Source organism: Corynebacterium sp. KPL4015, from assembly GCF_040225725.1.
Classification (GTDB): domain Bacteria; phylum Actinomycetota; class Actinomycetes; order Mycobacteriales; family Mycobacteriaceae; genus Corynebacterium; species Corynebacterium rhinophilum.
Map to the genome: position 1 here is coordinate 16,686 of NZ_JBEHGF010000017.1, position 12,212 is coordinate 28,897.

Annotated in this window: 11 protein-coding genes; 6 read left to right on the plus strand and 5 right to left on the minus strand. The window is 57.7% G+C overall.

Going from position 1 to position 12,212, the window contains the following annotated elements; all coding sequences use genetic code 11:
- Positions 1–16 precede the first annotated feature (16 nt).
- Positions 17–1,231 carry a phosphotransferase family protein gene (locus ABRP64_RS07555; RefSeq protein ID WP_349866008.1) on the minus strand — a complete coding sequence of 405 codons (1,215 nt, stop codon included), beginning with the start codon at positions 1,229–1,231 and terminating at the stop codon, positions 17–19.
- A gap of 138 nt (positions 1,232–1,369) precedes the next feature.
- Positions 1,370–3,187: an aspartate--tRNA ligase gene (gene aspS, locus ABRP64_RS07560; protein ID WP_284849946.1), complete on the minus strand. Its 1,818-nt coding sequence runs from the start codon at positions 3,185–3,187 to the stop codon at positions 1,370–1,372.
- Positions 3,188–3,427: 240 nt separating this feature from the next.
- Here aspS and ypfJ point away from each other — a divergent pair, with 240 nt between their 5' ends.
- The 4 genes from ypfJ to ABRP64_RS07580 all read left to right on the plus strand — a co-directional run bounded on the left by ypfJ (position 3,428) and on the right by ABRP64_RS07580 (position 7,777).
- Complete coding sequence (gene ypfJ, locus ABRP64_RS07565) at positions 3,428–4,309, plus strand: KPN_02809 family neutral zinc metallopeptidase (protein WP_349866010.1); 882 nt, start codon at positions 3,428–3,430, stop codon at positions 4,307–4,309.
- A gap of 105 nt (positions 4,310–4,414) precedes the next feature.
- Positions 4,415–5,527, plus strand: coding sequence for an LLM class flavin-dependent oxidoreductase (locus ABRP64_RS07570; RefSeq protein WP_284796082.1), 1,113 nt, complete (start codon positions 4,415–4,417; stop codon positions 5,525–5,527).
- 3 nt (positions 5,528–5,530) lie between these two features.
- Positions 5,531–6,199 (plus strand): FMN reductase, encoded by a 669-nt coding sequence (locus ABRP64_RS07575; protein WP_237791858.1) that lies wholly within the window; start codon positions 5,531–5,533, stop codon positions 6,197–6,199.
- A 168-nt stretch (positions 6,200–6,367) separates the two neighbouring features.
- Positions 6,368–7,777, plus strand: coding sequence for an L-serine ammonia-lyase (locus tag ABRP64_RS07580; protein ID WP_284816842.1), 1,410 nt, complete (start codon positions 6,368–6,370; stop codon positions 7,775–7,777).
- Positions 7,778–7,843: 66 nt separating this feature from the next.
- Here ABRP64_RS07580 and hisS read toward each other — a convergent pair whose 3' ends face one another.
- The 3 genes from hisS to tpx all read right to left on the minus strand — a co-directional run bounded on the left by hisS (position 7,844) and on the right by tpx (position 10,433).
- Complete coding sequence (gene hisS / locus ABRP64_RS07585; protein ID WP_349866012.1) at positions 7,844–9,127, minus strand: histidine--tRNA ligase; 1,284 nt, start codon at positions 9,125–9,127, stop codon at positions 7,844–7,846.
- Between the two features lie 5 nt (positions 9,128–9,132).
- Entirely contained in the window at positions 9,133–9,768 is a 636-nt protein-coding gene (locus tag ABRP64_RS07590; protein WP_349866013.1) for an MBL fold metallo-hydrolase, read from the minus strand.
- Between the two features lie 167 nt (positions 9,769–9,935).
- Positions 9,936–10,433 (minus strand): thiol peroxidase, encoded by a 498-nt coding sequence (gene tpx, locus ABRP64_RS07595; protein ID WP_284769716.1) that lies wholly within the window; start codon positions 10,431–10,433, stop codon positions 9,936–9,938.
- Between the two features lie 156 nt (positions 10,434–10,589).
- On the opposite strand from tpx, the gene ABRP64_RS07600 reads away from it, so the two are divergent.
- Both ABRP64_RS07600 and ABRP64_RS07605 read left to right on the plus strand, forming a co-directional pair.
- On the plus strand, positions 10,590–11,474 hold the full coding sequence (locus ABRP64_RS07600) for a peptidylprolyl isomerase (RefSeq protein WP_349866015.1): 885 nt from the start codon (positions 10,590–10,592) through the stop codon (positions 11,472–11,474).
- 313 nt (positions 11,475–11,787) lie between these two features.
- Entirely contained in the window at positions 11,788–12,135 is a 348-nt protein-coding gene (locus ABRP64_RS07605; RefSeq protein WP_349838400.1) for a hypothetical protein, read from the plus strand.
- The last annotated feature ends 77 nt before the right edge of the window (positions 12,136–12,212 follow it).

A 12,212-nucleotide genomic window follows, 5' to 3' on the forward strand; every position in this document is an offset into this window, starting at 1 on the left:
CAAAAAGGTGTAGTGATTAGTCGTCGTGGACGCGGCGGGCAACTAAGTTGCCAAACTCCGCGATGGCCGTACACGGTGCGGTCCCGCATTGGGCGGCGTAGCGCGCGAGCGCGTCGAAGGTTTCATAGAGGTCTTGGCGGACCATTAGCTCGTCCTCGTTAAATGGCCCGCTGTCCGGCGGGCGCAGGATCGAGCGCTGCGGGTCATGAACAATCTCTGCGTCCCCGCTAGCAAGGGCAACCAATCCCTCAATTCCCCCAGCGTGCATGGTAGTCACGCTAGACAAGGCCCAACCAATGAGGGAGGCGACGATAAGGCCGTGTAGCTCTTCTTCATCGGCAAAGCGCGGCCATACCTCAGATACTTCGCGCGACCATGCGGCGAGGAATGTATCTGCTTCCTTATCCGTGATTGGTTTAGAAAATAGGAACTGTGGGAAGCCCGCGATAACGCACGCGACGTCAAAGCCCACGTTCCTAAACCCCGCCCATTCATAGTCCAAGAAGTGCAGGCGCTTAGAAACGATGATGTTATCCGGCGAGAGATCGAAGGGAGTAAAGGCCCTATCCTTGCCGGAGGTGAGGGATTCGGCGGCTTGATCGGCCAAGCTGCGAAAACTCTCTGGGGCCTTGAGCCCTGCCTCATCAAGCAGGTTCAGCCCGATACCAATGGAGCGATACAAGGATTGATCGCGCACGGATTGGTGATCGGCGTATTCCGGGTTATGCCGCAAGGTGCGGTTGAGCAGGGTCTCAAAATCCTGCTCGTGATCTGCGGTTCCTACGTGAATATGCCCCAATGCCGTACCCAAAGAGCGCAGGATGCGGATGCGATCCTCATCGGAGGATTCCAAAAGCACATCCGCAAGGGTCTCGGCTTCACCCAAATCCGTCAGGACAATGATGCGCCGGTCTAAATCGTGCGCGAGCAGCACCGGCCCTGGGCGCACGTCTTCTGCTAAGGCGGTGGTAAATTGGTAGGCCACGACCTCGCGCAGCATCGCTGCGTCATCAACGCCGTAGCCGGTTACTGGATTGTATTTGATAACCACAGAGCGATGCGGCAAAAAGGCGCTAGGGGCAACTTTCGCGCGCAGCACTAAGGCATTGCCGGATCCGCCTAAATCCTCAATATCCGACATTTCTGGCGTGCCACCAAAGCGACGCGACAACATTTCCGATGCGGCACTGATGACCTCATCGGCCGAAAGCACTGTCTGTGTATCAACCATAGTTCTATCCAGTATGCCCTCCACCACAAAGCGCGGGGGCTACACCCCTTGCCGCACAAGTTTCTGCTGCGGCGAGGGCGCGCGCCCCGCTTGACCTAAAAATGGTGTCGTGATGGCGAGCCTAAGGGGCTAGTTCTCCTACCCCTTGTTCGCGACCTTTGCCTCTTCGCCGTTCTTTTTCTTCTCCGGCTTGAAGTCCACGCCGGTTTCCTTGCGCTGTGCGGCAGGGATGGGTGCGGGGGCATCGGTAAGCGGATCCACGCCGCCACCGGACTTCGGGAAGGCAATGACGTCGCGGATGGAGTCAAAGCCGCCCAGAAGGGAAACGATGCGGTCCCAGCCAAAGGCGATGCCGCCGTGTGGCGGTGCGCCGTAGGAGAAGGCATCGAGCAAGAAGCCGAACTTCTCTTGTGCTTCCTCATCGCCAATGCCCATGACCTCAAAGACGCGCTTTTGCACATCTTCTTGGTGGATACGGATGGAACCGCCGCCGATTTCGTTGCCGTTGCAGACGATGTCGTAGGCGTACGCCGTGGCCTCGCCTGGGTTCTCATCGAAGGAATCGATCCACTCCGGCTTCGGCGAGGTGAAGGCGTGGTGAACCGCGGTCCACTTGGAGTGGCCCAAGGCCACGTCGCCGGAAGCGGTGGCATCGGCAGAAGGTTCGAAAAGCGGGGCGTCAACGACCCAGGTAAAGGCCCAGTCGCCCTCCTTGATGAGGTCGAGCTTCTTGGCAATTTCGCCGCGGGCTGCACCCAACAGCGCGCGGGAAGACTTGGTGTCGCCGGCGGCGAAGAAGATGGCGTCACCGGGCTTTGCGCCAACGTGCTCGGCGATGCCCTCGCGCTCCGCGTCGGTAATGTTTTTGGCCACTGGCCCGCCCAGGGTGCCGTCTTCTGCGACGGTGATGTAGGCAAGGCCCTTGGCGCCGCGCTGCTTGGCCCAGTCCTGCCATGCATCGAACTGGCGGCGCGGCTGCGAAGCACCGCCGTCCATGACTACGGCACCGACGTATTCGTTCTGGAAGACGCGGAAGGTGGTGTCCTTGAAGAATTCCGTGCACTCGACGATCTTGATGTCAAAGCGCAGGTCCGGCTTATCGGAGCCGTAGTACTTCATGGCATCGGCATAGGTCATGCGCGGGATTGGGGTCTGAATATCGTAGCCGATGAGCTTCCACAGCTCTTTAACGATCTCTTCACCAAGCGCGATGACATCGTCTTGATCTACGAAGGACATCTCCACGTCCAGCTGGGTAAATTCCGGCTGGCGGTCTGCGCGGAAGTCCTCATCGCGGTAGCACCGTGCAATCTGGTAGTAGCGCTCCATGCCGGCCACCATCAGCAGCTGCTTGAATAGCTGCGGCGACTGCGGTAGAGCGTACCACGAACCCGGCTTCAGGCGGGCAGGGACCAAAAAGTCGCGCGCACCCTCTGGAGTGGAGCGGGTCAAGGTAGGGGTTTCGATTTCAGCGAAGTCGTGCTTATCCAGCACGTTACGAGCCGCACGGTTGGCAGCAGAGCGCAGGCGCAATGCCTTTGCCTGGCGCTCGCGGCGCAGATCCAAGTAGCGGTACTTCAGACGGGTTTCCTCGCCTACCTCGCCAGAGGCGGAGGGATCATCTACCTGGAAGGGCAGCGCTGCGGATTTATTGAGCACCTCCAGGTCGGTCACGTTGACCTCGATCTCTCCGGAAGGCAGGTTCGGGTTTTCGGAGCCTTCTGGGCGCGGCTCGACCACGCCGGTTACCTTGACGCAGTATTCCGAACGCAGGTCGTGGGCGCGCTCTGCGACATCGGATTCGCGGAAGACTACCTGGGCAATACCGGAACGATCGCGCAGGTCAATGAAGATGACGCCGCCGTGGTCACGGCGACGAGACACCCAACCGGTTAGGGTTACGGTCTCTTCTGCCAGTTCTTTGCGGAGCTCACCGGCCAAATGGGTACGCAGCACTATAATTCAATCCCTTCTAAAATGGAGTTACTTGCGGGTCCAGCCACGCGTAAACAGCGCGCGCCCAACCAAGCACAAGACTAGGAACTTGGCCAATTCTACATCCCACCGCTACTTCCGCTCCTATTAAGCCCAATTAATCCACAGCACACGGTCACGAGCCCAGTGCCACTGCCCGCCCCGGAAAGGGAGTGCCCGCTGCGCACTGACGACGCTGAAAAGGTGTGGCACTATTTAGTCATGACATTTAAATCTGGTGCCGATTTTGATGGCCAGCGCGCAACCTCCGGCGGTGGCGGTGGCCTCGCAATAGGCGGCGGCGTCGGCTCCGTCGTACTGGTAGGGCTCTACCTCTTATTGGGAGGAAATCCCTCCGATATTGGCGCCCTCCTGGGCAATGAACAGTCACAATCCAGCACCCAATCTGGCGCCGATGATTCTGCCTTCGATCACTGCCAAACGGCAGAGGACGGCAATAAATACGATGACTGCCGGGTGATGTTTACCGCCATGAGCGGGGATAACGTGTGGACCGCCGAGCTGCCAGAGCAAGCCGGCATTGAATACACCAACCCTGGCCGGGTGATTTTTAATGGCTCCACCAATTCCGGTTGCGGCACCGCATCTTCAGCCACCGGGCCGTTTTATTGCCCCGCCGATCAATCGGCATACTTCGACACCACGTTTTTTGATTCGCTGAGCAACTACGGTGCACACAATGCCCCGTTCGCGCAAATGTACATTGTCGCCCACGAGTTTGGCCACCACATTCAGCAGCTTGAGGGCACGCTGCAGCTTTCTGACTATAACGACCCCGGCGCGGATTCCAATGCGGTAAAGATCGAGCTCCAGGCAGATTGCTACGCAGGTATTTGGGCTTCTCACGCGGATAAGGGCGAGGATGCTCTGCTTGAGCCGATTTCCCAACAGCAAGTTGCGGATGCGGTCACTGCGGCGCAGGCTGTGGGTGACGATAATATCCAGCGCCGTTCCACCGGGCAGGTCCAGCCCGATGCGTGGACGCACGGGTCTTCTGAGCAACGCCAGCAGGCGTTCCTTGCTGGGTATAATTCTGGCCGGATGGCTGAGTGCGACACCTTGGGGCGCGGGGTCTACCGCTAATTCCCTTTCTCCGCTTTACCCAATTGGGAACAATCTCCCCTCCTGCGTTGTTGACACGTCACGTACAATGATTATAAGCAGGAATCAAGGGTAGAAAGGGATATCATGCAATTTGGCATCTTTACGGTCGGAGACGTCACCACCGATCCAACGACGGGCGAAACCCCGTCTGAGGCGGAGCGAATCCGCAATATTACGGAAATCGCGCTCAAGGCAGAAGAAGTGGGTCTCGATGTCTTCGCCACCGGCGAGCACCACAATCCGCCCTTCGTTCCGTCTTCTCCGACGACCCACCTAGCCTACATCGCAGCGCAGACCGAGCGCTTGCAGCTTTCTACCTCCACGACGCTAATTACCACCAATGACCCGGTAAAGATCGCGGAAGATTACGCCTTTTTGCAGCACCTCTCTGGCGGCCGCGTGGACCTGATGATGGGACGCGGCAACACTGGCCCCGTCTACCCGTGGTTTGGCAAAGATATCCGCCAAGGCATCCCGTTGGCCGTGGAAAATTACCACTTGCTGCGCCGCCTGTGGCGGGAGAATAGCGTCAACTGGGAGGGCAAATTCCGCACCCCATTGCAGGCGTTTACCTCTACCCCGGCTCCCCTTGATGGCGTCCCGCCGTTTGTATGGCACGGCTCCATTCGCTCGACGCAGATTGCAGAACAAGCCGCCTATTACGGCGACGGATTCTTCCACAATAATATTTTCTGGAATCAAGAACACACAGCCAAGATGGTCAGCATGTATCGGTGCCGCTTTGCCTCTTATGGCCACGGCCAGGCTGACCAAGCCATCGTGGGGCTCGGCGGCCAGGTATTTATTGGCGATACTGAAGAGGAAGCAAAGAAGTTCTTCCGCCCGTACTTCGATAACGCACCCGTGTACGGGCACGGTCCGAGCCTTGAGGAATTTACCGATTACACCCCGCTGACCGTGGGCACTGCAGAGCAGGTTATTGAGCGCACCCTGAAATTTACGGACTATGTGGGCGATTACCAACGCCAGCTTTTCCTCGTTGATCACGCGGGGCTGCCGCAAGAAGTGGTGCTCAAGCAGATAGAAATTCTTGGCACGCAAGTCGTCCCTGAGCTCCGTCGGCGCTTTGAGCAGCGACGACCAGACCATGTACCCTCAGATCCACCGACGCATGCCACGCTCAAGCAACACCCAGATTCCCCACACTTTCGCGTAAGCCCTGGAAAGGAGGACTAAGCAATGCGATCTTTGGTTGTCCTCACGGCCGGGCTCTCGGAACCATCATCTACCCGGCAATTGGCTGAGACCATTGCAGAAGCCACCGAGGCGAAGATTTCCGCGCGCGGTGAAGGCGTAAACACCCACATTATTGAGGTGCGCACCCTTGCTTCTGAATTGGCCACAGCCATGACCAATTGGGCGGCTCCAACGCCCCAACTGGATGAAGCGAAAGAGCTGCTTTCCACGGCCGATGGCTTTATTGCCGTCACCCCTGCCTTCCAAGGCAGCTACTCCGGGCTGTTCAAGATGTTTTTTGATGTTCTGGATGCCCACGCCTTGGAGGAGCTGCCCACCATCGTGGCAGCTACGGGCGGTTCACCGCGCCACGCGCTCATCTTGGACTATGCGCTGCGCCCCCTATTGAATTACCTGCACGCCCACGTCGTTCCCACCGGCATTTTCCAGGCAACCGAGGATCTGGGCACCGCCGAGGGCGCACGCATTCGCAGCCGCATCGAGCGTGCCGCCACCCAGCTTGCAGATCAGATGATTCGCCCCACGGATCGGGTCGCCGGGCTTGCCGATGCCCCCAAACCCAGCCCCCATTCCCGCCCTACCGGAATCGGAGTGGACGAAGAGTTTCTGCCTTTCGAGGAAATTTTGTCCCAATACGACGGAAAGCACTAGCACCGCAATACCTATCGCATATTCTAAAATTGATACATGTCACATATTTCTCTACGCTTGAATTTTAGAATGTTCGACCCGAATCCCCGCGCCTGAGAAAATCTCTTTTTCACGCTCTTGGACCGATAACTCTCTTGCTACGAAGAAAGGTTTCTTAAGGCTTTCACCATGACTATTAGCGTTACTGACATTTTCGCCATCGGCATTGGCCCATCCTCCTCTCACACGGTTGGGCCGATGCGTGCCGCGAAGCAATTTCTAGAATCCCTCAATACCCATCCCGCCCGCGTCTCGGCGGAGCTGCGCGGTTCGCTGTCCGCCACTGGGCGCGGCCACGCCTCCGACCGCGCCGTCATCCTAGGACTCGCCGGCTGGGAGCCGCTGACCGTTCCTATCGATGCCGAGCCGCAAGCCGGCGGCACAATCCCCAGCGAAGGCACCATTTCTGGCCCTTCTGGCAGCGTCGACTACGAAATCACCTTTGACAACGAGCCACTGCCCCAGCACCCCAATGGCATGATCTTCCAGGCCTGGGATGCAGATGGCAATATCCTTGCTGAAGATGAACAGTACTTCTCCGTCGGCGGCGGCTTCATCCTCTCCCGCAAAGAGCTCGATGCAGAGGTCGCCGATAGCCACGAAGTGCCCGCCGGCGTTGCCGCAGCAACCGTAGAAGACACCGTGCCATATGAGTTCACCACCGGCGAAGAACTGCTCAACCTCTGCGAGGCCAACGACAAAGATATTTGGGAAATTGTCCTCGCCAATGAGGAAGTACTTCACAAGGACGAAGGTGGCGCGGATTTTGTCCTGCGCCATTTGGACCTCGTATGGGACATCATGCGCGAATGCGTGACCGATGGTATTTCCACCAAGGGCATCTTGCCCGGTGGCCTCCGGGTACCGCGGCGCGCCCCCAAGATGTATGCGCAGCTGCTCGAGCAGAAAAATGACCCACACTCTGGCTTTTCCGCCATGGAATGGGTCAATCTCTTCGCCTTAGCGGTCAACGAGCAAAACGCCGCGGGCGGCCGCGTTATTACCGCGCCCACCAACGGCGCCTGCGGCATCATTCCCGCAGTCTTGCACTATGCGCGCGACTTCCATGGTGGCTTCTGCCGCGAATCCGCACGCCGTTACCTGCTCACCGCAGGCGCAATCGGCATGATCATCAAACAGAACGCCTCCATTTCCGGCGCCGAAGTGGGATGCCAGGGCGAAGTCGGCTCCGCCTCATCCATGTCCGCTGCGGGAATGGCAGCACTCCTTGGTGCGACCCCCGCCCAAGTGGAAAATGCGGCAGAGATCGCCCTTGAGCACAACCTCGGCCTTACCTGTGACCCGGTCGGCGGACTAGTGCAGATCCCTTGTATTGAGCGCAACGCCATCGGCGCGGTGAAATCCATTAACGCCGCCCGCATGGCAATGATGGGCGAAGGCACCCACCACGTCACCCTGGATAACGCCGTACAAACCATGGCAGATACGGGCCGCGATATGCTCTCCAAGTACAAGGAGACCTCCCTCGGCGGCTTGGCTAAGACGATGGGCTTTAGCGTTTCCCAAGTGGAGTGCTAATCAGTTAAAAACACACAAAAGGGGGGCACCGAATTTAATCGGTGCCCCCCTTTTTTACTCCTGCGTTTAGCTTTCTAGATCCCGTCCTAAAATGGCAACCAGCTGCGATAGCTCAACATCGCGTTGCTCGTGGGCCGCCAAGTCCTTCACCGCAACGGTACCGTTTTCTAGTTCTTGATCTCCCAGGACCAGAGCAAAGCGCGCGCCCGCGCGGTCAGCGCCCTTCATCGCGCCCTTGAGGCCGCGATCACCAAAGGACATATCCGCCGCGATTCCCGCCTTGCGCAGGTCATTGATGATGCCGGTCATGCGGCGCTTGGCCGCTGTACCCAAGGCAATGCCATAGACATCCACGCGGGAATCACTGCCTTCTAAGGTGATTCCCTCAGTTTCTAGGGCGAGGATGGCGCGGTCAACGCCGAGGCCATAGCCGATGCCCGAGAGATCTTGCCCGCCAAGCTGCGCCATCAGGCCGTCGTAGCGGCCGCCGCCGCCAATACCGGATTGCGCACCCAGGCCATCGTGGACGAATTCAAAGCAAGTCTTGGTGTAGTAGTCCAAGCCGCGCACCATACGGGGGTTGATTTCGTACGCCACGCCCATATCCTCCAGCATGCCGGTTACGGTCTCAAAGTGCTCGCGGCACTCGGCATCGAGGTAATCGAGCATCAAGGGGGCATCGGCAAGCTGCTCCTGCATATCCGGGCGCTTATCGTCTAAGACACGCAAGGGGTTGATCTCCGCGCGGCGGCGGGTTTCCTCATCAATGTCCAGCTTGAACAGGAATTCCTGCAGCTTTTCGCGGTAGGCGGGCCGACAATTCCGGTCGCCCAAGCTGGTCAATTCCAGGCGGAACCCGCTCAGCCCCAGGGCCCTGTAGGAGCGATCCGCCAGTGCGATGACCTCAGCATCAAGTGCTGGATCGTCAACGCCAATAGCTTCCACGCCAACCTGCTGAAGCTGGCGGTAGCGCCCCGCCTGCGGGCGCTCATAGCGGAAGAACGGACCACTGTAGTTCAGCTTTACCGGCAGCTGACCGCGATCCAAATTGTGTTGGATGACCGAGCGCATAACGCCCGCAGTTCCCTCCGGGCGCAAGGTCACAGAGCGATCGCCGCGATCTGCAAAGGTGTACATCTCTTTGGAGACCACGTCGGTAGATTCGCCCACGCCGCGGGCAAAAAGCGCGGTATCTTCAAAAATGGGCAATTCAATGTGCTGAAAGCCGGAAAGATGCGCCTGTTCCACCATGGTCTGGCGGACCTTATAAAAAGTCGCAGACTCTGGTGGGTAATAATCTGGCACACCCTTCGGTGCGGACAGTGCCTGGAACCGCTTCTCTTCACTCATGGTCACTAGAGTACCCCATGGGATTTTCGCAGGAATGGGTTGGTCGCCCTCTCCTCACGCATGGTCGAGGTTGGGCCGTGGCCGGGAAAAATGTCCAGCTCATCGTCTAAATCCCACACCGGGCCCGCCAATGAATCAAGCATGGCCTGTGGATTAGAATCCGGAAGATCGACGCGCCCCATTCCCCCGGCAAAAAGTACGTCACCGGTAAGGGCAAAAGTATCCGAAAAGATCAATACGCACCCCGGCGAATGTCCAGGGGCGTGTTGGAGGGTAAATGTATTCCCGATTAGCTCCAGTTCTTCCCCACCGTGGAGTTCGCGGAGATTGGCAATGGGTACCATGCTCGAGGCTTGGAATAGCTCCTGCACCTGGGCAGAGACGCCCTCCCCAGAATCCAACATGAACCTATCTGCGGGATGAATATAAACGGGGATATCGAGCTTTTGTGCCAAGTCCCCGGCCTCGCGGGTGTGGTCAATGTGCCCGTGCGTGAGCACGATGGCTTCATAGTCATAGTCGTGCGCCAGAACCCTCGACATGGAATCCATGCCCGGATCCACGATGAAAGCGCGCTTTCCCTCCGCCACGATATAGGTATTTGTGCGAAATGGGCCTACAGTAAATCCTTGAACGTCCATGGCTCAAGTCTAACGAGAACCGCCCCTTGAGCACCCCGCACGTATCAGCCTTCTTGATCCAAGGCCGCGCAAGCATGCAAAAAGCACCCAGCCTTCGCGCCCACAACCACGGTGGGTTATGGGGAAAGGCTGGGTGCTGGATTTAAATATCCTGCCAGCTTAAAGCTTTATTGCAGGGCTGCAAGAGCCTTGTCGTAGTCCGGCTCAGTGGTTACCTCCGGCACCAACTCGTTGTAAATGACCTTGTGGTCAGCGTCGGTGACTACAACGGAGCGTGCCAATAGGCCCTTGAGTGGGGAGCCTTGCAAGGTCACGCCGAACTTCTCGCCAAAATCGGAGCGGAAATCGGAGGCGGTGTCCACATTTTCAATGCCCTCTGCGGCGCAGAAACGATCCAGCGCGAAGGGAAGGTCGCGGGAGACAGACAAGACAACGGTGTTGTCCAGGCCCGCGGCCTTCTCGTTAAAGGTGCGCAGCTGCTGCTGGCACACGCCGGTATCGATGGAAGGGAAAATCGAGATAACGAGGCGCTTGCCCTCGAAATCCTTATTGGTGACCTCAGAAAGGTCGGTGCCAACGAGGGTGAACTCTGGGATGGACTCCCCTACTGCGGGAAGTTCACCAGCGGTTTGGGTAGGTTCGTCAGAAAATTTAACTTCAGCCATGGCCCCGAGCGTACTGATACTTTTGCTTCCCCGCTATAGCTCACCGCTTTTTGCTGATGCCAATCCCCGAGCCAAGTCAACCCCACGTCCGCAAAGCCGCTAAAATCATCCTAGTTGAGACACGTCACCGATAATCGCTAGAAAGGTTGTCCCACGGTGCCAGATAATAAAAAGCGCGGAGAAGACGCGATGCACAAGCTCGACCGCGAGCTAAAGTCCCGTGACCGCAAACAAAAGACTCGTCCTTTTGGTGTCGCCGTAGCCTCGCTCGTCGTCATCCTCGGCATCGCGGGAGGAATTTACTTCCTCTCCACCCGCGATGGCTCTGAGGGCGAAATCCAGGCGGAAGATACCTCGGAAGCTAAGACCACGCAGGAAGCCCCCAAGGCAGAGTCCTTGAGCGGCAAGCGCGCGGAAGCCCTGCCGGCAACCGTCCAGTGCGAGTACAAGGACAATGGGCAGGATGGCCACGGTGCCAAGAAGCCCGACGGCAAGGATATTTCCACCGAGGGCACTGTCACCGTATCCTTCGATACCACCCAGGGCCCGATCGAGATGAACCTAGATCGTGCCACCGCGCCTTGTACCACCCACGCTATTTCGGAACTGGCTGACTCCGGCTTCTACGATGACACCGTCTGCCACCGTATGACCTCTGGTGGCTTGAACGTGCTCCAGTGCGGCGATCCCACCGGTTCCGGTACCGGCGGCCCAGGCTTCAGCTTTGCGAATGAATACCCCACCGATGAAACTGATGACGAGGACTTGCAGAACCCAGTTGTCTACCCCCGCGGTTCCGTCGCTATGGCCAATAGCGGTCCGGATACCAACGGCTCCCAGTTCTTCCTTAACTACGATGACTCGGAGTTGCCTCCTAACTACACCTACTTTGGCACCATCACCGAAGATGGCCTCAAGACCCTAGACAAGATTGCCGAGGCCGGCGTAGACACCGGCGAGCAGGGCGGTCTCCCAGGCGGCCAAGAAGACGGCAAGCCTGCAGAAGAGGTAAAGATCAAAAAGGCTACGGTAAAGGCCTAGTCTGCGGCATCGGCGCTTGCCGATGCCTCCCCCCTACATTTGCCTCACCCCAGCGCAATGCACGAACTAAATCGTGGCGTGGCGCTGGGGCATTTTCATATCCGATGCTTTGCCTTGAATACCCTCCTACCTGCACTTAACTCCAGAAAGCACATCCTTCCCATTCACACCATCTGTATTAATCACCCCCTCAAAACACCCCTATTCCTTAATGATAATGTTTTTTATTAAAATCAGCTTGGGGTAATTCGGACAGCTACGAAGCCGTCTAATATCTAAAAATTTGAACACCACAAGCTTGATAGGAAACACAATGAAGCTTTTCTCCCGCAAGGCCTTCCTCGCCGGCGCAACCGCCCTATCCGTTACTCTCGCTGACACCACCGTGGCCACTGCCGCAGAGAATGTGGATACCGCCGCTCAGGTCTCATCTGCCACCTCCACCGGCGCTCCTAGCCAGAAGATTGATTCGGACGCAAACAAGCAAAACGACGCCAAGAAAACGCAAGACTTGTCTTCCAAGGACGCGAATCCTGAGTCCATCAAGGCCTGGATCGAAGTTATTACTGCTGCTGTCGGTGCACTGGGTACTCTCTTCGCTTTCGCCAATAAGTACATCAACATCGATGACCTTCTAAAGAACTTCAAACTTCCTTTCTAAACGCTAACGCGCCTTGAGAGTGCTTAACCGCCGTGCTCTTATTGAACTGCACGGCGGTTCTACGAAAGGTAGTTCTG

What these genes read in the sequence shown, in the direction of transcription:
- ABRP64_RS07555 (WP_349866008.1), bottom strand. Translation starts at nt 1,231, where the DNA reads ATGGTTGATACACAGACAGTGCTTTCGGCCGATGAGGTCATCAGTGCC.
- ypfJ (WP_349866010.1), top strand. Translation starts at nt 3,428, where the DNA reads ATGACATTTAAATCTGGTGCCGATTTTGATGGCCAGCGCGCAACCTCC.
- ABRP64_RS07570 (WP_284796082.1), top strand. Translation starts at nt 4,415, where the DNA reads ATGCAATTTGGCATCTTTACGGTCGGAGACGTCACCACCGATCCAACG.
- ABRP64_RS07575 (WP_237791858.1), top strand. Translation starts at nt 5,531, where the DNA reads ATGCGATCTTTGGTTGTCCTCACGGCCGGGCTCTCGGAACCATCATCT.
- ABRP64_RS07580 (WP_284816842.1), top strand. Translation starts at nt 6,368, where the DNA reads ATGACTATTAGCGTTACTGACATTTTCGCCATCGGCATTGGCCCATCC.
- hisS (WP_349866012.1), bottom strand. Translation starts at nt 9,127, where the DNA reads ATGAGTGAAGAGAAGCGGTTCCAGGCACTGTCCGCACCGAAGGGTGTG.
- ABRP64_RS07590 (WP_349866013.1), bottom strand. Translation starts at nt 9,768, where the DNA reads ATGGACGTTCAAGGATTTACTGTAGGCCCATTTCGCACAAATACCTAT.
- tpx (WP_284769716.1), bottom strand. Translation starts at nt 10,433, where the DNA reads ATGGCTGAAGTTAAATTTTCTGACGAACCTACCCAAACCGCTGGTGAA.
- ABRP64_RS07605 (WP_349838400.1), top strand. Translation starts at nt 11,788, where the DNA reads ATGAAGCTTTTCTCCCGCAAGGCCTTCCTCGCCGGCGCAACCGCCCTA.